This is a genomic window from Enterobacter oligotrophicus (assembly GCF_009176645.1).
GTDB lineage: Bacteria > Pseudomonadota > Gammaproteobacteria > Enterobacterales > Enterobacteriaceae > Enterobacter > Enterobacter oligotrophicus.
This window is the reverse complement of record NZ_AP019007.1, coordinates 1,101,498-1,121,437: the sequence shown is the minus strand read 5'-3', so window position 1 is coordinate 1,121,437 and position 19,940 is coordinate 1,101,498. Positions and strand designations below refer to the sequence as shown.

Sequence of the window (19,940 nt, the reverse complement as noted above, 5' to 3'; positions counted from 1 at the left end):
GGTGGCGGCTTCGCCTTACCCGGCCTACAACACATTGATCCGTAGGCCCGGTAAGCGGAGCGCCACCGGGCACACAGACCGCGTTAAATCACGCTCAACGCCTTCTCTACCACGTTCTCAACGGTAAAGCCGAAGTACGGGAACAGCTTGTCGGCCGGAGCCGATTCGCCGTAACCATGCATCCCGACAATCGCCCCTTTCAGCCCGACATATTTGTACCAGTAGTCGGCAATACCCGCTTCCACCGCCACACGAGCCGCGACGTTGGACGGCAGGACCGATTCGCGGTAGGCCTCATCCTGTGCATCGAAAATGTCGGTGGAAGGTAGCGAAACCACGCGCACGGCATGCCCTTCGGCGGTCAGTTTCTCTGCGGCTTTCACCGTGATTTCCACCTCTGAACCGGTGGCAATCAGGATCACGTCCGGCTTGCCGCCGCTGTCTTTCAGAATGTATCCGCCGCGGGCGATGTTTTTCACCTGTTCCGGGGTACGCTCAATCTGCGCCAGGTTCTGGCGCGACAGGATCAGCGCCGTCGGCCCGTTATGACGCTCTACGGCGAGCTTCCAGCCCACGGCCGCCTCGACCTGATCGCACGGACGCCAGGTGCTGAAGTTCGGCGTTAAACGCAGGCTCGCCAGCTGTTCAACCGCCTGGTGCGTTGGCCCATCTTCGCCCAGCCCGATGGAGTCATGGGTGTAAACCATAATCTGGCGCGCTTTCATCAGTGCCGCCATGCGCGCCGCGTTTCGGGCATATTCAACAAACATCAGGAAGGTGGCGGTGTACGGCACGAAGCCGCCGTGGTGGGCGATACCGTTGGCAATCGCGGTCATCCCGAACTCTCGCACGCCATAGTGGATGTAGTTCCCGCCGATATCCTCTTTCAGCGATTTCGAGCCAGACCAGATGGTGAGATTACTCGGAGCCAGGTCCGCCGAGCCGCCCAGCAGTTCAGGCAGGATAGGGCCGATCGCGTTCAGGGTATTTTGCGACGCCTTACGGGTGGCGATTTTCGCCGGGTTGGATTGCAGATTTTCAATCAACGCCTGGGTTTTATCGTCCCAGTCTTCCGGCAGGCCACCGCTCATGCGGCGGGAAAACTCCGCAGCCAGCTCCGGGTGCGCTTTTTTGTAGGCGGCGAACTTCTCGTTCCACGCCTGCTGCGCCTTTTCGCCTGCTTCACGGGCATCCCAGGCTTTGTAGATCTCTTTCGGGATCTCAAACGCCGGGTATTTCCAGCCCAGTTTTTGCCGGGTCAGCGCCACTTCCTCTTCGCCCAGCGCCGCGCCGTGCGCCTCTTCTTTACCTGCTTTGTTGGGTGAACCGAAACCGATGGTGGTGCGGCAGATAATCAGCGACGGTTTATCCTTCACGCTTTGCGCTTCCTGAATCGCTTTTTTCACCGCTTCCGGGTCGTGCCCGTCAATTTCGTGTACCACGTGCCAGTGGTACGCCTCAAAGCGTTTTGCCGTGTCGTCGGTAAACCAGCCTTCGGTTTCCCCGTCGATAGAGATACCGTTGTGATCGTAGAACCCAATCAGTTTGCCGAGCCCCAGCGTGCCCGCCAGCGAGCAGACCTCATGAGAGATCCCCTCCATCAGACAGCCGTCGCCCATAAACACATACGTGTAGTGATCGACAATCTCATGATCTGGCTGATTAAACTGCGCCGCCAGCGTGCGTTCGGCAATCGCCAGGCCAACGGCGTTCGCTAAACCCTGACCGAGTGGGCCGGTCGTGGTTTCAACGCCCGGCGTATAGCCAATCTCCGGGTGGCCTGGCGTTTTAGAGTGTAACTGGCGGAAGTTTTTGATCTCCTCAAGCGGGAGATCGTAGCCGGACAGATGCAGCAGGCTGTAGAGCAGCATCGAGGCATGGCCGTTGGAGAGAATAAACCGGTCACGGTCGTACCAGGTGGGATCGGTCGGGTTGTGTTTCAGGAAGTCATTCCACAACACTTCGGCAATATCCGCCATCCCCATCGGTGCACCAGGGTGGCCGGAATTGGCTTTCTGCACAGCATCCATGCTGAGGGCGCGAATGGCATTGGCAAGCTCTTTACGGGACATAGTTCACTCCATGGCAAGGTTAAAGTTTGGCGGCAAGAAGGTCTTCAAGTTTGCGCTGATCGACGGCGAACAGGCGGATGCCTTCCGCCAGCTTATCGACGGCCATTGCGTCCTGATTGTGCTCCCAACGGAACTCCGCTTCCGTCATGGCTTTGGGTTTTGGCAATACGGTGGAGGTGGGCACCAGTTTGCGGATCACCGTTGCTTCTTTCTCCTGCAACTCTTTTAGCAGGTTAGGGGAGATGGTCAGACGGTCGCAGCCTGCCAGCGCGAGGATCTGCTCGGTGCGGCGGAAGCTGGCCCCCATTACGATGGTTTCGTAACGGTGCTGTTTGTAATAGTCATAGATATTACGAACCGATTTCACACCGGGATCTTCCTCAACCACATACGGGTCCATCGGCTGTTTTGCCTGATACCAGTCGTAGATGCGCCCGACAAACGGCGACACGAGGAATACCCCCGCTTCGGCGCAGGCGCGTGCCTGTGCAAAAGAGAACAGCAGCGTCAGGTTGCAGTGGATGCCCTCTTTTTCAAGAATTTCCGCTGCACGAATGCCTTCCCATGTTGAGGCGAGTTTGATCAAAATACGGGATTTGTCGATTCCCTGCTCCTCATACAGTTCGACCAGACGGCGGGCTTTGTTAATGCTTTTTTCCCGATCGAAAGAGAGGCGGGCGTCGACTTCCGTCGAGACTCGACCCGGTATGCTTTTCAGAATTTCCGCACCGAAGTTCACCGCCAGTTTGTCGCTGGCCTCGGCAACCTGTTGCTCCTGCGTTTTCCCGCGCTGTTTACCGTATGCAATCGCGTCGTCAATCAGATGACTAAAATGATCAAGCCCCGCCGCTTTGAGCAGCAGTGAAGGGTTCGTGGTCGCATCTTCCGGCTGATAGTGCCGAATCGACTCAATATCGCCGCTGTCGGCGACCACGGTGGTGAATTGTTTGATGCCGTCTAGCTGGTTCATAAATAATTACTCCTTGGAAATAAAAGAGTTAGATGAGTGCGTTAGTTCACACTTCTGCGAAAATCATGATGGACTTAACAAAAAAGCATAGCAGACGGGGGAGGCATTGCGTTCTGAGACGGGTAACATGACTGCTATAAATTGATAACAATTTTTGCTCTGCAATGGTGAGAGTTTGGCAGCCTTCAAAGTTTAAGAGGCTGCCAGCGGCGATACTATGCGGCACTCCAGGGTGTGCATCAGGATCGTAAACATCACCCTTTTTGACCGATACGTGAAAGGAATAACAAGATGGATGATCAGTTAAAACAAAGTGCCCTCGATTTTCATGAATTTCCTGTTCCGGGCAAAATCCAGGTCTCCCCAACGAAGCCACTGGCGACGCAGCGCGATCTGGCGCTGGCTTACTCGCCGGGCGTTGCCGCCCCGTGTCTTGAAATCGAAAAAGATCCGCTGGCAGCCTATAAATACACCGCACGCGGCAACCTGGTGGCGGTGATCTCTAACGGTACGGCGGTACTGGGTTTAGGTAACATCGGCGCGCTGGCCGGTAAACCGGTGATGGAAGGGAAGGGGGTCCTGTTTAAGAAATTTGCCGGTATCGACGTGTTTGATATCGAAGTGGATGAGCTTGATCCTGATAAGTTTATCAACGTGGTGGCGGCGCTGGAGCCAACCTTCGGCGGTATCAATCTGGAAGACATCAAAGCGCCGGAATGTTTTTACATTGAGCAAAAACTGCGCGAGCGCATGAATATTCCCGTGTTCCATGACGACCAGCACGGTACGGCCATTATCAGCACCGCCGCCATTCTGAATGGCCTGCGCGTGGTGGAGAAAAACCTCTCGGACGTGCGTATGGTGGTTTCCGGTGCGGGTGCGGCGGCCATCGCCTGTATGAATCTGCTGGTGGCGCTTGGTATGCAGAAACACAACATTGTGGTCTGCGATTCCAAAGGCGTTATCTACAAAGGCCGCGAGCCAAACATGGCGGAAACCAAAGCGGCGTATGCGGTAGACGACGACGGTAAACGCACGCTTGAGGATGTGATCGACGGTGCGGATATCTTCCTCGGCTGTTCAGGCCCGAAAGTGCTGACCCAGGAGATGGTGCAGAAGATGGCGCGTGCGCCAATGATTCTGGCGCTGGCGAACCCGGAACCGGAAATTCTGCCGCCGCTGGCGAAAGCGGTGCGTGAAGATGCCATTATCTGTACTGGCCGTTCGGACTACCCGAACCAGGTCAACAACGTGCTTTGCTTCCCATTCATCTTCCGTGGGGCGCTGGACGTGGGCGCAACGGCGATCAACGAAGAAATGAAGCTCGCCGCCGTTCACGCCATCGCGGAACTGGCCCACGCCGAGCAGAGCGAAGTGGTCGCCTCAGCCTACGGCGATCAGGATCTGAGCTTTGGCCCGGACTACATCATTCCAAAACCGTTCGACCCGCGTCTGATTGTGAAGATCGCACCGGCGGTGGCCAAAGCGGCGATGGACTCCGGCGTGGCGACGCGTCCTATTCAGGACTTCGACGCTTACGTCGATAAGCTCACCGAGTTTGTCTACAAAACTAACCTGTTTATGAAGCCTATCTTCTCTCAGGCGCGCGCCGACGCGAAACGCGTGGTGCTGGCGGAAGGGGAAGAGGCGCGCGTGCTGCATGCGACGCAGGAGCTGATCACCTTAGGGCTGGCGAAGCCGATCCTGATTGGTCGTCCGAGCGTGATTGAGATGCGTATCCAGAAGCTGGGGCTGCAGATCACACCGGGCGTGGATTTTGAGATCGTCAATAACGAATCCGATCCGCGTTTTAAAGAGTACTGGAATGAATATTACGCGATCATGAAACGTCGCGGGATCACTCAGGAGCAGGCGCAGCGCGCGGTGATCAGCAACACCACGGTGATCGGTGCGATCATGGTCCATCGCGGTGAAGCGGATGCGCTGATCTGCGGCACTATCGGTGATTATCATGAGCATTTCAGCGTGGTGCAGGAGATCTTCGGCTATCGCGAAGGCGTGCATACCGCCGGGGCGATGAACGCGCTGCTGCTGCCAAGCGGCAACACCTTTATTGCGGACACCTACGTAAACGACGATCCGACCCCGAAAGAGCTGGCGGAGATCACCGTGATGGCGGCGGAAACCGTGCGTCGCTTCGGTATCGAGCCGAAAGTGGCACTGCTGTCGCACTCTAACTTCGGTTCCTCTAAATCTTCGGCGGCCTGCAAAATGCGCCAGACGCTGGAGCTGGTGCGCGAGCGTGCGCCGGAGCTGATGATTGACGGCGAGATGCACGGCGATGCGGCGCTGGTGGAGAGCATCCGTAACGAGCGTATGCCGGACAGCCCGCTGAGAGGCTCGGCGAACGTGCTGATTATGCCGAACGTGGAAGCGGCGCGTATCAGCTACAACCTGCTGCGCGTCTCCAGCTCTGAAGGGGTGACCGTGGGGCCGGTGCTGATGGGGGTGGCGAAACCGGTGCATGTGTTAACGCCGATTGCCTCCGTGCGTCGTATCGTGAACATGGTGGCGCTGGCGGTGGTTGAGGCGCAGACGCAGCCTCTGTAAGCGCTTTGTGTCGGGTGGCGCATTCGCTTACCCGACCTACGGATTAGGTAGGCCGGGCAAGCGCAGTGCCGCCCGGCATTAAACCCAGTCCCGAACCTGAATAAACTCACGCAAGGCAGCCTCCGGGCTGCCTTCTTTAGGTTCAAAGCTGTACTCCCAGCGCACCAGTGGCGGCATAGACATTAAAATCGACTCCGTTCGCCCGCCGGTCTGCAGGCCGAACAGCGTCCCGCGATCCCACACCAGATTAAACTCCACGTAGCGCCCGCGGCGGTAGAGCTGGAACTCTCGCTCGCGCACGCCGTAGTCGGTGTTTTTACGGCGCTCGACAATCGGCAGATAGGCATCGGTATAACCTTCGCCCACGGCACGCATAAAGCTGAACGCGGTATCAAAATCCGGCGTGTTCAGGTCGTCAAAGAACAGCCCGCCAATGCCACGCTGCTCGTCGCGATGCTTGATATAAAAATAGTCGTCGCACCACTTTTTGTATTTCGGGTAGACGTCTTCGCCGAACGGCAGGCAAAGATCCCGCGCGGTGGTGTGCCAGTGCACGGCATCCTCTTCAAAGCCGTAGAAGGGGGTTAAGTCGAAGCCACCGCCAAACCACCACACTGGATCGGCTCCAGGCTTTTCCGCAATGAAGAAGCGCACGTTAGCGTGGCTGGTCGGTACAAACGGGTTATGCGGATGCACCACCAGCGACACGCCCATCGCCTCGAAGCTGCGGCCCGCCAGTTCAGGGCGATGCGCCGTCGCAGAAGCGGGCATGGCATCCCCGTGAACGTGGGAGAAATTGACTCCGGCCTGTTCAAAGATGCCGCCGTTACGCAGCACGCGACTGCGTCCGCCGCCACCGGCGTCACGCTGCCAGTTATCTTCCTGGAATTCACCGCCGTCAGCCGCGGCCAGCGTCTGGCAAATCTCATCCTGCAGCTGCAGCAGGAACGTTTTGACCAGTTGAGCATTGGGTTTCATCAACGTTTCCTGGAGTGCGCTTTTTGGTTATCGAACCAGTTGAAATAACTAATGATCCCGGAGGCAATAGCATTGGCGATTTTCTGCCTGAACGCGGTGGTGCCAAGCAGTCGCTCCTCTTCCGGATTGGTAATAAAGGAGGTTTCAACCAGCACCGACGGGATCGACGGTGACTTCAATACCACAAATGCGGCCTGCTCGGTGCTTTTACTGTGCAGCCGGTGCACGGGCTTGATTCGTTTCAAAATATGCGAGCCGAGCGTCAGGCTGTTTTTAATGGTGTCCGTCTGAACGAGGTCAAACAGTACCTGCTGCAGCAGGTGGTCTTTATCGGTAGCTTTCTTCCCGGCCACTTCATCCGCGCGGTTTTCGCGGTCGGAGAGGTATTTAGCCATGGCGCTACTGGCCCCCCGGTTGGAGAGCGCAAATACCGACGCGCCCGCTGCCGAAGGGTTTGTGAAGCCGTCCGCGTGGATCGACATAAACAGATCCGCGCCGTGCTGGTGAGCGATCTCCACGCGGTCGTACAGCGGAATGAAGGTATCGCCAGAGCGTGTCAGACGGGCGTCAATACCGTTGCTGCGTAAAATCGCGCGCACATTTTTTGCAATCGCCAGCACGACGTGTTTTTCTTTCGAACCGTTTCTGCCAATGGCACCGGTGTCGATGCCGCCGTGACCGGGATCGAGCATGACCAGACGTTTTGCGCCTGCCTTCTTCGCTTTCGGTTTGCTGTGGCCGTTACTGGTTTTTAAGGCGCTTTCTTCTTTTGCCTGCGCCTGTTTTGCGATGCCCGTTAACGTTAAGGCCGCCAGCCCCGCTTTGAGAACCTGACGACGCGATGTGAGTGCTTTTAATGGTTTGAATGTGCTCATGCGGCCTGAATTGTAAAAATTGGGGTCCTGGTGTTATATCGTATCGTGTTTCCCGTTACGACAGTCCTTATTGAGAATTGTTTTACTTTTCATTTCAATACGTGACAAAGTGACATTATGCCAAATTTTGGCGAGATTTTCCCCGGTTATTGGCTTAACCCGGCGTTAAGGCCATAATCACTGTTTTTAAACCCGAAAAGGCGGTAATACCATGGAGATACGCGTTTTTCGCCAGGAAGATTTCGAAGAGGTGATCACCCTTTGGGAGCGCTGCGATCTGCTGCGTCCGTGGAACGATCCGGAAATGGACATCGAACGGAAGGTGAATCACGACGTCAGTCTGTTTTTGGTTGCGGAAGTCAACGGTGAGGTCGTGGGGACGGTGATGGGCGGTTACGACGGCCATCGCGGCTCGGCCTATTATCTGGGCGTGCATCCTGAATATCGGGCACGCGGCATCGCCAATGCGTTGCTTAACCGTCTGGAAAAGAAACTGATTGCCCGCGGCTGCCCGAAAATTCAGATCATGGTGCGGGAAGATAACGACGTGGTGCTGGGCATGTATGAGCGCCTGGGCTATGAGCATTCTGACGTGCTGAGTTTAGGTAAGCGTCTGATCGAAGATGAAGAGTACTGAGTTTCATCCCGGTGACTATGATGGTCATGGCCGTTTGCGTCTGCCTTTTTTGTTCTGGTGCGTGTTGCTGTTGCAGGCGAGAACCTGGGTACTGTTCGTGATGGCCGGTGCGTCGCGCGGGCAGGGTGATACGCTACTGAATCTCTTTTATCCCGATCACGATGCGTTCTGGCTGGGATTGCTGCCGGGGGTGCCGGCGGTGCTGGCGTTCTTATGCAGTGGGCGACGCCATCTCATCCCACGTTTTTGGGGCGCGCTTCGCTGGCTGCTGATCCTCGCACAGATTGCACTGTTGTGCTGGCAACCTGTCCTCTGGCTGTACGGTGAACCGCTGTCGGGCATTGGGATTGCGCTGGTGGTGGCAGACATTGTGGCGCTGTTGTGGCTGCTCACTAACCCGCGCCTTCGCGCCTGTTTTTCGCATGAGCTGGATTAACGCGGCACTTTTTGCCGATGCCGCACTCCAACAAGCGTTGATTTAATAAGAAAGGACGTTTCAATGAAATCGCTGCGTTTACTTTTATGCGCTCTCCCGCTGGCGTTAACCGGCTGCTCGACGCTCTCCTCCATTAACTGGTCTGCCGCGTATCCGTGGAACTGGTTTGGTTCTTCCACCGAAGTGACCGAGCAGGGCGTAGGAAAAATTACCGCGTCAACCGCGCTGGATCAGGACGCCATTCAGAATGCCCTGAGCAGCGACTACCGTCTGCGTAGCGGCATGAAAACCGAAAACGGTAATATCGTCCGCTATTTTGAAGCACTCAAGGGCGACAAACTGGCACTGGTGATCAACGGCGATAAAGGCACGGTAAACCGTATTGCGGTGATGGATGAAGATATTCCGACGGCGAGCGGTGTGAAAGTAGGCACGCCGTTTAGCGACCTCTACAAACAGGCTTTCGGCAATTGCACCAGCGCCCCGTCTGACGACAGCGTGGCGGTGGAGTGTAAGGCGGAAGGCAGCCAGCATATCAGCTACCTCTTTACCGGCACCTGGAGCGGCCCTGAAGGGTTAATGCCGTCTGACGACACCCTGAAAAACTGGACAGTGAGCAAAATTATCTGGAAGCAGTAATTTGCGCCTGAACAAACCGCCTCGCTGAAATCCGGGTATAATAGCCGCCATCAATGCCACGCTGTCGTGGCATCTTTTTTTCAGGAGGAGCGATGTCTCAGGTTCAGAGTGGCATTTTGCCAGAACATTGCCGCGCGGCGATTTGGATTGAAGCCAATCTTAAAGGGGATGTCGATGCCCTGCGTGCGGCCAGTAAAATTTTCGTTGATAAGCTGGCGACCTTCCAGGCCAAATTCCCTGACGCTCACCTGGGCGCGGTTGTCGCCTTTGGTAATAACGTCTGGCGTCAGCTGAGCGGCGGCGAAGGGGCAGAAGAGTTAAAAGACTTTATCCCTTACGGCAAAGGGCTGGCCCCGGCCACCCAGTACGACGTGCTGATCCACATTCTCTCTCTGCGTCACGACGTGAATTTTTCCGTTGCGCAGGCGGCGGTGGAAGCGTTCGGTGACTGCATCGACGTGCAGGAAGAAGTTCACGGCTTCCGCTGGGTGGAAGAACGCGATTTGAGCGGCTTTGTCGACGGGACCGAAAACCCGGCGGGTGAAGAGACGCGCCGTGATGTGGCGGTCATCAAAGATGGCGTCGATGCGGGCGGCAGCTACGTGTTTGTGCAGCGCTGGGAACACAACCTCAAGCAGCTTAACCGCATGAGCGTGCACGACCAGGAGATGATGATTGGCCGCACCAAAGAGGCTAACGAAGAGATCGACGGCGACGACCGCCCGGTGACGTCTCACCTGACCCGCGTTGATCTGAAAGAAGAGGGCAAAGGGCTGAAGATTGTTCGCCAGAGCCTGCCATACGGCACGGCAAGCGGCACGCACGGTCTTTATTTCTGCGCCTACTGCGCGCGTCTGTATAACATCGAACAACAGCTGCTGAGCATGTTCGGCGATACCGACGGCAAGCGCGACGCCATGCTGCGCTTCACCAAACCGGTGACCGGCGGCTACTACTTCGCCCCGTCCGTGGAGCGCCTGCTGGCGCTGTAAAACCGCTCTCCATACGTAGGCCGGGTAAGCGTTAGCGCCACCCGGCAATTTTCCCCGCACCCCTTATTCCCTTTTCTGCTTGTAAATCACCAAACGGTATATAAAACCGTTACTCCTTTCGCACTCGTTATAAATATTATGACTATAAGATAGTCATCACAAATATAGGTGCGCAATGGCCGTTACTGTACTGAAAAAAGGATCGCTGGCGCTGGCGGGTTTGCTGCTGGTGGCACAAGCGCAGGCAACTGAGCTGTTGAACAGTTCCTATGATGTCTCCCGCGAGCTGTTTGCCGCCCTGAACCCGCCATTTGAACAGCAGTGGGCGAAAGAAAACAATGGCGATAAGCTGACCATCAAGCAGTCTCACGCCGGCTCGTCCAAGCAGGCGCTGGCGATCCTGCAGGGGCTAAAAGCGGACGTCGTGACCTACAACCAGGTGACGGACGTGCAGATCCTGCACGACAAAGGCAAGCTCATTCCTGCTGACTGGCAGAGCCGTCTGCCGAACAACAGCTCGCCGTTTTACTCCACCATGGGATTCCTGGTGCGTAAGGGCAACCCGAAAAATATCCACGACTGGAGCGACCTCGTGCGCTCTGACGTAAAGCTGATTTTCCCGAACCCGAAAACCTCCGGTAACGCCCGCTATACCTATCTGGCGGCGTGGGGCGCGGCAGACAAGGCTGACGGTAACGACAGAGCGAAAACCGAGCAGTTCATGACCCAGTTCCTGAAAAACGTCGAAGTGTTTGATACCGGCGGCCGTGGAGCAACGACGACCTTCGCCGAACGTGGGCTGGGCGACGTGCTGATCAGCTTTGAATCGGAAGTGAATAACATCCGCAAGCAGTACGAAGCACAGGGCTTTGAGGTCGTTATCCCGAAAACCAATATTCTGGCGGAGTTCCCGGTTGCCTGGGTGGATAAAAACGTCAAGGCCAACGGTACAGAGAAGGCGGCGAAAGCCTACCTCAACTATCTGTACAGCCCGCAGGCGCAGACGATTATCACCGATTACTATTATCGCGTGAATAACCCGGACGTGATGAGCAAACTGAAAGACAAGTTCCCGCAAACCGCGCTGTTCCGCGTGGAAGATCATTTTGGCTCCTGGCCTGAGGTGATGAAAACGCACTTTACCAGCGGCGGTGAGCTGGACAAATTGCTGGCGGCGGGGCGTAAGTAATGTTTGCAGTGTCTTCCAGACGTGTGCTGCCGGGATTTACCTTAAGTCTTGGGACCAGCCTGCTGTTCGTCTGTCTGATTTTGTTGTTACCGCTCAGCGCGCTGGTGATGCAGCTCTCTGAGATGAGCTGGTCGCAATACTGGGACGTCGTCACTAACCCGCAGGTGGTGGCGGCTTATAAAGTCACGCTGCTATCGGCATTTGTCGCGTCGATTTTCAACGGTGTATTTGGCCTGCTGATGGCGTGGATCTTAACCCGCTATCGCTTCCCTGGACGCACGCTACTCGATGCGTTAATGGATCTGCCGTTTGCACTGCCAACGGCGGTGGCCGGTTTGACGCTGGCCTCGCTCTTCTCCGTAAACGGTTTTTACGGTGAGTGGCTGGCGAAGTTTGATATCAAAGTGACCTATACCTGGCTCGGCATCGCGGTGGCGATGGCGTTTACCAGTATTCCGTTTGTGGTACGTACCGTACAGCCGGTGCTGGAAGAGTTAGGCCCGGAATATGAAGAAGCGGCGGAAACGCTGGGGGCCACACGCTGGCAGAGCTTCCGCAAAGTGGTGTTGCCTGAACTGTCTCCGGCGCTGTTAGCGGGCGTTGCGCTGTCGTTTACCCGCAGCCTCGGGGAGTTCGGTGCGGTGATCTTCATTGCCGGGAACATCGCGTGGAAAACCGAAGTGACCTCGCTGATGATTTTTGTCCGTTTGCAGGAGTTTGATTATCCGGCAGCGAGTGCGATTGCCTCGGTGATCCTCGCCGCATCGTTGCTGCTGCTGTTTTCGATTAACACCCTGCAAAGTCGCTTTGGTCGGCGTGTGGTAGGTCACTGATGGCGGAAGTTACTCAATTGAAGCGCTATGACGCGCCCCGTATTAACTGGGGCAAATGGTTTCTGATTGGTACGGGCGTGCTGGTTTCAGCGTTTATTCTCGTTGTGCCAATGGTGTACATCTTTGTTCAGGCGTTCAGCAAAGGGCTGATGCCCGCGCTGGAGAACCTGACGAACCCGGACATGCTGCACGCCATCTGGCTGACTGTACTGATTGCGCTGATCACCGTCCCGGTTAACCTGGTGTTTGGTACGCTGCTGGCCTGGCTGGTAACGCGCTTTAACTTTCCTGGCCGCCAGCTATTACTGACATTGCTGGATATTCCGTTTGCCGTGTCACCGGTGGTGGCCGGCCTGGTTTACCTGCTGTTTTACGGCTCCAACGGCCCGCTCGGTGGCTGGCTGGATGAGCATGACCTGCAGATCATGTTCGCCTGGCCGGGTATGGTGCTGGTCACGATTTTTGTCACCTGTCCGTTTGTGGTGCGCGAGCTGGTGCCGGTGATGTTAAGCCAGGGCAGCCATGAAGATGAGGCGGCGGTGCTGCTGGGCGCATCTGGCTGGCAGATGTTCCGCCGCGTCACGCTGCCGAATATTCGCTGGGCGCTGCTGTATGGCGTGGTGCTGACCAATGCCCGTGCGATTGGCGAATTTGGTGCGGTGTCGGTGGTCTCCGGCTCGATTCGTGGCGAAACCCTGTCGCTGCCGTTACAGATTGAATTACTGGAACAGGACTACAACACCGTCGGTTCCTTTACCGCCGCAGCGTTGCTGACGCTGATGGCGATTTTGACCCTGTTTTTGAAGAGTGTGGTGCAGTGGCGTTTAGAGAATCAGGAAAAACGTCAGCACCAGGAGGGAAATCATGAGCATTGAGATTGCCAATATTAAGAAATCTTTTGGTCGCACCCAGGTGCTGAATGATATCTCGCTGGATATCCCTTCCGGACAAATGGTGGCGTTGCTGGGGCCGTCTGGCTCCGGTAAAACCACGCTGCTGCGTATTATCGCCGGGCTTGAGCACCAGACCAGCGGACACATCCGCTTTCACGGCACTGACGTGAGCCGTCTGCATGCCCGCGATCGTAAGGTGGGCTTTGTGTTTCAGCATTACGCGCTGTTCCGCCACATGACCGTGTTCGATAACATCGCGTTTGGTTTGACCGTACTGCCGCGTCGCGAACGCCCCAATGCGGCAACTATCAAAGCCAAAGTAACCAAACTGCTGGAGATGGTGCAGCTTGCACATCTGGCAGACCGTTTTCCGGCGCAGCTTTCCGGCGGGCAGAAGCAGCGTGTGGCGCTGGCGCGTGCGTTAGCCGTTGAACCGCAAATTCTGCTGCTGGACGAACCTTTTGGCGCGCTGGATGCGCAGGTGCGTAAAGAGCTGCGTCGCTGGCTGCGTCAGCTCCACGAGGAGCTGAAGTTTACCAGCGTCTTCGTGACCCACGATCAGGAAGAGGCGATGGAAGTCGCCGATCGCGTGGTGGTGATGAGCCAGGGGAATATTGAGCAGGTGGATGAGCCAGAACAGCTCTGGCGTGAACCGGCGACCCGCTTCGTGCTCGAATTTATGGGTGAAGTGAACCGACTGCAGGGCACCATTCGCGGCGGACAGTTCCACGTGGGCGCGCACCGCTGGCCGCTGGGCTATACCTCCGCGCACCAGGGGCCGGTCGACCTGTTCCTGCGTCCGTGGGAAGTGGACGTCAGCCGTCGCACCAGCCTGGATTCACCGCTGCCGGTGCAGGTGCTGGAAGCCAGCCCGAAAGGACACTACACCCAACTGGTGGTACAGCCGCTGGGCTGGTACACCGAGCCGCTGACCGTGGTCATGCGCGACGACGAGCCGCCGTACCGGGGAGAGCGCCTTTTTGTCGGCCTGCAACATGCCCGTATTTATCACGGCAACGATCGTATTGAGGCGCGTGAGGATATTGCTCTGGCGGAGACAGCCTGATAGGTTAGGATTACGTAGTTTTGCCGGGTGGCGCTGCGCTTACCCGGCCTACAAGATGACGTCCGTAGGCCCGGTAAGCGCAGCGCCACCGGGCTTTTTATTGGACAGCGATCATGAATACATTAGAACACACCATCGGCAATACTCCTCTGGTCAAACTTCAGCGCATGGGGTGTGCCAACGGCAGCGAAATCTGGGTCAAACTTGAAGGCAATAACCCTGCGGGATCGGTAAAGGACAGAGCGGCGCTGTCGATGATTGTCCAGGCGGAAAAACGCGGTGAGATTAAGCCCGGCGACGTGTTGATTGAGGCCACCAGTGGCAACACCGGTATCGCGCTGGCAATGATTGCGGCGCTGAAAGGCTACCGTATGAAGCTGCTGATGCCAGACAACATGAGCCAGGAGCGCCGCGCCGCCATGCGCGCCTACGGAGCCGAGCTGATTCTTGTGACTAAAGAGCAGGGGATGGAAGGGGCGCGCGACTTAGCATTCGCGATGGCCGAGCGCGGCGAAGGCAAGCTGCTCGATCAGTTCAACAACCCGGATAACCCTTACGCGCACTACACCACCACCGGCCCGGAAATCTGGCAGCAGACCGACGGACGCATTACGCATTTCGTTTCCAGCATGGGGACGACGGGCACCATTACCGGCGTGTCGCGGTTTCTGCGCGAGCAGGAAAAAGCGGTCACCATCGTTGGCCTGCAGCCGGAAGAGGGGAGCAGTATTCCCGGAATCCGCCGCTGGCCTGCGGAATATATGCCTGGCATCTTTAATGCGCAGCTTGTGGATCAGGTGCTGGATCTTCACCAGCGCGAGGCGGAGAATACCATGCGTGAGCTGGCCGTGCGTGAAGGTATCTTCTGCGGAGTCAGTTCGGGGGGCGCAGTAGCAGGCGCGATTCGGGTGGCGAAGGCAAACCCTGGCGCAGTGGTGGTAGCGATTATCTGCGATCGCGGCGATCGTTACCTGTCTACCGGTGTCTTTGGTGAAGAGAGTTATTCGCAGGGGGCGGGGATTTAAGCGTCATGGAGATGATTTTATTCCGGGATAAAACACGGGCGCGGCAAACCGATATTGTCGCCGTGCAGTCTCAGGTGGTGTATGGCAGCGTGGGGAATAGCATCGCGGTGCCCAATATCAGAACGCACCAGCTTAACGTTACGGCTGTGCCGACGGTGCTGTTCAGCAACACGCCGCATTACGATACGTTCTACGGTGGCGTGATCCCCGATGAGTGGTTTAGCGGCTATCTGAAAGCACTGGAAGAGCGTGAGATCCTGCGTGAGTTAAAGGCGGTAACCACTGGCTATATGGGCAGCGCCAGCCAGATCGCGCTGCTGGCCCAGTGGCTTAAGGCCATCAAAGTGCAGCATCCCGATCTGCTGGTTCTGGTCGATCCGGTTATCGGCGATATCGACAGTGGGATGTACGTAAAACCGGAGATCCCGGAAGCCTATCGTCAGCATCTGCTGCCGCTGGCCCAGGGCATTACGCCAAACGTATTTGAGCTGGAAGTGTTAAGCGGCAGGTCGTGCCGTACACCGGAAAGCGCCATTGCCGCCGCGCAGGCGCTGTTGTCTGACACGCTGAAATGGGTGGCGATCACCAGTGCGCCGGTGGCTGACAATCCGGAAAATATTCACGTGGTACTGGTTACCCGAGAAGGCGTGACCGTCAGTGCTCATCCGCGTGTGGAGACGGATCTGAAAGGAACGGGCGATCTGTTCTGTTCGGAGCTGGTCAGCGGAATTGTTGAAGGCAAAACCGTTGCCGATGCCATTCGCATGGCGGGCGATCGGGTGACTGACGTGATGCTGTATACGCAGTCGAAAGGTTATGACGAGCTTATCCTCCCCGCATAAACAAAATGGCACCCGAAGGTGCCATTTCTCTGTGCGGCAAGAATTACTTCTTAATGCGGATAACCGGGGTTTCACCCACGGTGACGCTGCCAGACAGTTTGATCAGTTCTTTGATTTCATCCATGTTGGAGATAACAACCGGAGTCAGGGTAGACTTCGCTTTTTCTTCCAGCAGTGGCAGATCAAATTCAATCACCGGGTCGCCAACTTTAACACGCTGGCCTTCTTCTGCGATACGTTTGAAGCCTTCACCTTTCAGTTCAACGGTGTCGATACCGAAGTGAACGAACAGCTCGATACCGCTATCGGATTCGATAGAGAACGCATGGTTGGTTTCAAAAATTTTACCGATGGTGCCGTCAACTGGAGCAACCATTTTGTTGCCAGTTGGTTTGATAGCAATGCCATCACCAACGATTTTCTCAGCAAACACTACATCCGGCACGTCTTCGATGTTGACGATCTCGCCGGAGAGCGGAGCAACAATCTCAATAGTTCCGGAGTCTTTCTTATCATCAGAAACCAGAGATTTCAGTTTATCGAACAAACCCATGATCTTCTCCTAAGCAGTAAATTGGGCCGCATCTCGTGGATTAGCAGATTGTTTTTTCTTCAATGAACTTGTTAACCAGCGTCATTAACTCGTCCGTTGTCGGTTGAGCAAGAGCCTGCTCTGCTAACACCTTCGCATCTTCGAAGTTCGTGTTACGGATAATCTTCTTAATGCGCGGGATGGAAATGGCGCTCATAGAGAATTCGTCCAGACCCATACCCAGCAACAGAAGTGTAGCACGTTCGTCGCCTGCAAGCTCACCACACATGCCAGTCCATTTACCTTCTGCATGAGAAGCATCAATAACTTGCTTGATCAAGTTCAGTACGGACGGTGACATTGGCTGGTAGAGATGGGAGATCATATCATTACCACGGTCAACTGCCAGGGTGTACTGCGTTAAATCATTGGTGCCAATACTAAAGAAATCAACTTCTTTGGCTAAATGACGCGCAATGGTCGCGGCCGCAGGTGTTTCCACCATCACGCCGATCTCGATTGACTCGTCAAACGCTTTACCTTCGTCACGCAGTTCCTGTTTGTAGATTTCGATCTCTTTTTTCAGTGCACGCACTTCTTCAACAGAGATGATCATCGGGAACATGATGCGCAGCTTACCGAAAGCGGAGGCACGCAGGATGGCGCGAACCTGGTCACGCAGGATCTCTTTGCGATCCATGGCGATACGCACTGCACGCCAGCCCAGGAACGGGTTTTCTTCTTTCGGGAAGTTCATGTACGGCAGCTCTTTGTCGCCACCGATGTCCATGGTACGGACGATAACTGCCTGAGAGCCACAGGCCTCAGCGACAGCTTTGTATGCAGCGAACTGTTCTTCTTCAGTTGGCAGCGCGTCGCGGTCCATGAACAGGAATTCAGTACGATACAGACCAACACCTTCCGCACCGTTGCGCTCAGCGCCATCAACGTCACGTACAGTACCGATGTTCGCGCACACTTCAACCTGATGGCCGTCCAGCGTAATGGCTGGCAGGTCTTTCAGTTTAGCGAGTTCCGCTTTCTCGGTCGCAACCTGCTCCTGAACGGCGCGCAGTTGCTCGATCTCTTCGTTAGTTGGGTTGACGTAAACCTGGTTGTTTACGGCATCCAGAATCAGATAGTCGCCGTTTTTCACCTGAGAGGTGACGCTGCCGGTGCCCACGATCGCAGGCAGTTCCAGAGAACGCGCCATGATTGAGGTGTGGGAGGTACGGCCGCCCGCGTCGGTGATAAAACCGAGGACCTTTTTCAGGTTCAGCTGTGCGGTTTCAGACGGGGTCAGGTCAGCGGCAACCAGGATAACTTCGTCCTGAATCGCGCTCAGATCGATAATGGCCAGACCCAGGATGTTGCGCAGCAGGCGCTTACCGATGTCACGCACGTCAGCCGCACGCTCTTTCAGGTATTCATCATCCAGTTCTTCCAGGGCAGTTGCCTGACCTTCGATAACTTCATGCGCAGCCGCATCGGCCGTCATGCCTTTATCTTTAATCAGGGCTATGATTTCCTGCTCCAGCTCCTCATCTTCGAGCAGCATGATATGCCCTTCGAAGATGGCTTCTTTTTCTTCACCGAAAGTTTCGCCAGCTTTAGTTTTGATCGCTTCCAGTTGCGCAGATGCCTTGGCACGACCGCTCAGAAAACGTTCAACTTCCTGATCAACCTTGTCGGCAGAAATTTTTTTCCGGTCAATGACGATTTCGTCTTCTTTCAGCAGCAATGCTTTGCCGAAAGCGATACCCGGAGATGCTAAAATGCCTGAAATCATAACCCTACCTTACTTGTGACTGATATTGAAAAGAACCCGGAAACTTACTCGAGTTCAGCCATCAGCTTAACCAGATGCTCAACTGCTTTCTGCTCGTCTTCACCTTCCGCAGAGATGGTGACGACGGTACCCTGGGTCAGGCCCAGAGTCTGCAGTTTAAACAGGCTTTTCGCGCTAGCGCTTTTGCCGTTGGAAGTCACAGTGATTTCAGAAGTGAAGCCTTTCGCTTCTTTAACAAACTGAGCAGCAGGGCGGGTGTGCAGACCGTTCGGAGCGGTAATGGTAACTTCTTGCTGGAACATTGTATTTCCCCAACTTATAGGTTTAGTGTTGTGGAACTAAAGTCTAGCCTGGCGACTTAACTTTAGCCTGTATTGTTAGCGCTGACGTTTCAATCGTCATTAAACATTATGCAGTGAAAGCAAGACTTGAACCAAATCATAAAATCGATTCAGCAAGGCTATTTCGTTCACTGATTAATTTCGCGCATCAAAATAATTGCTGGTTTAAATACCAGACCCAACGGGGTGAATCAATGCCAGGAGGGGCAAAACTTTGAAGCAGGCCACAAAAAAGCACCCAAAAAGGTGCTTTTTTACGCGTTTTTAACATGCTGGCATTACTGTTGCAGTTCTTTCTCTGTGAAGAGATCGGCAAACAGTGCTGTGCTTAAGTATCGCTCACCCGAGGAAGGAAGGATAACCACAATATTCTTATTGGTAAAGGCTTCATCTTCCTGAAGTTTGAGCGCAGCCGCAACGGCAGCACCGGAAGAGATACCAGCCAGAATGCCTTCTTCGTCCATCAGGCGACGCGCGGTAGAGATGGCTTCTTCATTGGTGATAGCCACCACTTTATCAATCAGCTTCAGATCCAGGTTACCCGGAATGAAGCCCGCGCCAATACCCTGAATTTTGTGCGGGCCTGGTTTGAGTTCTTCACCCGCCAGCGCCTGAGCGATAACCGGAGAGTCGGTGGGTTCCACGGCAACGGTGATCAGGTCTTTTTTACCTTTTGTGCCTTTTATATAGCGAGACACACCTGTCAGCGTACCGCCGGTACCCACGCCGGAGATAAACACGTCAACCTGGCCATCAGTATCTTCCCAGATTTCCGGGCCAGTGGTTTTTTCGTGAATTTCCGGGTTTGCCGGGTTGCTGAACTGCTGCAGCAGCAGATATTTCTCCGGATCGCTGGCAACGATCTCTTCGGCTTTCTGAATGGCACCTTTCATGCCTTTCGCGCCTTCGGTCAGAACCAGGTTTGCGCCCAGCGCTTTCAGCAGCTTGCGGCGTTCAATGCTCATGGTTTCAGGCATGGTCAGCGTCAGCTTGTAGCCACGCGCCGCAGCAACATAGGCCAATGCGATACCGGTGTTACCACTGGTTGGCTCCACCAGCTCAACGCCTGGCTTCAGTACGCCACGTTTTTCCGCATCCCAAATCATGTTTGCACCGATACGGCATTTTACGCTGAAGCTCGGGTTACGTGATTCGACCTTCGCCAGGATGCGTCCATTACCGATACGGTTCAGTCGAACCAGGGGCGTATGACCGATAGTCAGCGAGTTGTCTTCATAAATCTTACTCATGGCCTGTCCT

At 55.5% G+C, this 19,940-nt stretch carries 19 protein-coding genes; 11 read left to right on the top strand and 8 right to left on the bottom strand.

The window, feature by feature from the left end; genetic code table 11:
- Window positions 1-83: 83 nt before the first annotated feature.
- Together tkt and tal are read right to left on the bottom strand one after the other, a co-directional pair.
- Entirely contained in the window at window positions 84-2,072 is a 1,989-nt protein-coding gene (gene tkt, locus EoCCA6_RS05335; protein ID WP_152081793.1) for a transketolase, read from the bottom strand.
- Between the two features lie 19 nt (window positions 2,073-2,091).
- Complete coding sequence (tal, locus tag EoCCA6_RS05330; RefSeq protein WP_152081792.1) at window positions 2,092-3,042, bottom strand: transaldolase; 951 nt, start codon at window positions 3,040-3,042, stop codon at window positions 2,092-2,094.
- A 291-nt stretch (window positions 3,043-3,333) separates the two neighbouring features.
- Between tal and maeB the strand changes: the two genes are divergently transcribed.
- A complete protein-coding gene (maeB, locus tag EoCCA6_RS05325) occupies window positions 3,334-5,613 on the top strand; it encodes an NADP-dependent oxaloacetate-decarboxylating malate dehydrogenase (RefSeq protein ID WP_152081791.1) in 2,280 nt (759 codons plus the stop codon).
- Between the two features lie 78 nt (window positions 5,614-5,691).
- On the opposite strand, the gene hemF is transcribed toward maeB, so the two are convergent.
- Together hemF and amiA are read right to left on the bottom strand one after the other, a co-directional pair.
- The gene (hemF, locus tag EoCCA6_RS05320) at window positions 5,692-6,591 is read right to left on the bottom strand and encodes an oxygen-dependent coproporphyrinogen oxidase (protein WP_152081790.1); all 900 of its coding nucleotides are present in this window, start codon (window positions 6,589-6,591) and stop codon (window positions 5,692-5,694) included.
- A complete protein-coding gene (gene amiA, locus EoCCA6_RS05315; RefSeq protein WP_152081789.1) occupies window positions 6,591-7,466 on the bottom strand; it encodes an N-acetylmuramoyl-L-alanine amidase AmiA in 876 nt (291 codons plus the stop codon). The genes hemF and amiA overlap by 1 nt, the downstream gene beginning before the upstream one ends.
- A 211-nt stretch (window positions 7,467-7,677) precedes the next feature.
- On the opposite strand from amiA, the gene EoCCA6_RS05305 reads away from it, so the two are divergent.
- The 10 genes from EoCCA6_RS05305 to pdxK all read left to right on the top strand — a co-directional run bounded on the left by EoCCA6_RS05305 (window position 7,678) and on the right by pdxK (window position 16,018).
- Window positions 7,678-8,103 (top strand): GNAT family acetyltransferase, encoded by a 426-nt coding sequence (locus tag EoCCA6_RS05305; RefSeq protein ID WP_152081788.1) that lies wholly within the window; start codon window positions 7,678-7,680, stop codon window positions 8,101-8,103.
- Window positions 8,090-8,539: a DUF2919 domain-containing protein gene (locus EoCCA6_RS05300; RefSeq protein WP_152081787.1), complete on the top strand. Its 450-nt coding sequence runs from the start codon at window positions 8,090-8,092 to the stop codon at window positions 8,537-8,539. The genes EoCCA6_RS05305 and EoCCA6_RS05300 overlap by 14 nt, the downstream gene beginning before the upstream one ends.
- Before the next feature lie 63 nt (window positions 8,540-8,602).
- Window positions 8,603-9,178 carry an RpoE-regulated lipoprotein gene (locus EoCCA6_RS05295; RefSeq protein WP_152081786.1) on the top strand — a complete coding sequence of 192 codons (576 nt, stop codon included), beginning with the start codon at window positions 8,603-8,605 and terminating at the stop codon, window positions 9,176-9,178.
- Between the two features lie 92 nt (window positions 9,179-9,270).
- A complete protein-coding gene (locus EoCCA6_RS05290) occupies window positions 9,271-10,170 on the top strand; it encodes a Dyp-type peroxidase (protein WP_152081785.1) in 900 nt (299 codons plus the stop codon).
- A gap of 175 nt (window positions 10,171-10,345) precedes the next feature.
- The gene (locus EoCCA6_RS05285) at window positions 10,346-11,359 is read left to right on the top strand and encodes a sulfate ABC transporter substrate-binding protein (protein WP_152081784.1); all 1,014 of its coding nucleotides are present in this window, start codon (window positions 10,346-10,348) and stop codon (window positions 11,357-11,359) included.
- Window positions 11,359-12,192, top strand: coding sequence for a sulfate/thiosulfate ABC transporter permease CysT (cysT, locus tag EoCCA6_RS05280; protein ID WP_152081783.1), 834 nt, complete (start codon window positions 11,359-11,361; stop codon window positions 12,190-12,192). The genes EoCCA6_RS05285 and cysT overlap by 1 nt, the downstream gene beginning before the upstream one ends.
- A complete protein-coding gene (gene cysW, locus EoCCA6_RS05275; RefSeq protein WP_152081782.1) occupies window positions 12,192-13,067 on the top strand; it encodes a sulfate/thiosulfate ABC transporter permease CysW in 876 nt (291 codons plus the stop codon). Before cysT ends, cysW begins: the two co-directional genes overlap by 1 nt.
- Window positions 13,057-14,151, top strand: coding sequence for a sulfate/thiosulfate ABC transporter ATP-binding protein CysA (cysA, locus tag EoCCA6_RS05270; RefSeq protein WP_152081781.1), 1,095 nt, complete (start codon window positions 13,057-13,059; stop codon window positions 14,149-14,151). The genes cysW and cysA overlap by 11 nt, the downstream gene beginning before the upstream one ends.
- A gap of 113 nt (window positions 14,152-14,264) precedes the next feature.
- Window positions 14,265-15,176 carry a cysteine synthase CysM gene (cysM, locus tag EoCCA6_RS05265; protein WP_152081780.1) on the top strand — a complete coding sequence of 304 codons (912 nt, stop codon included), beginning with the start codon at window positions 14,265-14,267 and terminating at the stop codon, window positions 15,174-15,176.
- A 5-nt stretch (window positions 15,177-15,181) separates the two neighbouring features.
- On the top strand, window positions 15,182-16,018 hold the full coding sequence (pdxK, locus tag EoCCA6_RS05260) for a pyridoxine/pyridoxal/pyridoxamine kinase (RefSeq protein WP_152081779.1): 837 nt from the start codon (window positions 15,182-15,184) through the stop codon (window positions 16,016-16,018).
- Between the two features lie 43 nt (window positions 16,019-16,061).
- On the opposite strand, the gene crr is transcribed toward pdxK, so the two are convergent.
- The 4 genes from crr to cysK all read right to left on the bottom strand — a co-directional run bounded on the left by crr (window position 16,062) and on the right by cysK (window position 19,930).
- Window positions 16,062-16,571 carry a PTS glucose transporter subunit IIA gene (gene crr, locus EoCCA6_RS05255; protein WP_003861316.1) on the bottom strand — a complete coding sequence of 170 codons (510 nt, stop codon included), beginning with the start codon at window positions 16,569-16,571 and terminating at the stop codon, window positions 16,062-16,064.
- 40 nt (window positions 16,572-16,611) lie between these two features.
- Entirely contained in the window at window positions 16,612-18,339 is a 1,728-nt protein-coding gene (gene ptsI, locus EoCCA6_RS05250) for a phosphoenolpyruvate-protein phosphotransferase PtsI (RefSeq protein ID WP_152081778.1), read from the bottom strand.
- 44 nt (window positions 18,340-18,383) lie between these two features.
- Window positions 18,384-18,641: a phosphocarrier protein Hpr gene (gene ptsH, locus EoCCA6_RS05245; protein ID WP_000487600.1), complete on the bottom strand. Its 258-nt coding sequence runs from the start codon at window positions 18,639-18,641 to the stop codon at window positions 18,384-18,386.
- A 317-nt stretch (window positions 18,642-18,958) separates the two neighbouring features.
- Entirely contained in the window at window positions 18,959-19,930 is a 972-nt protein-coding gene (gene cysK / locus EoCCA6_RS05235) for a cysteine synthase A (RefSeq protein ID WP_152081777.1), read from the bottom strand.
- Window positions 19,931-19,940 lie beyond the last annotated feature (10 nt).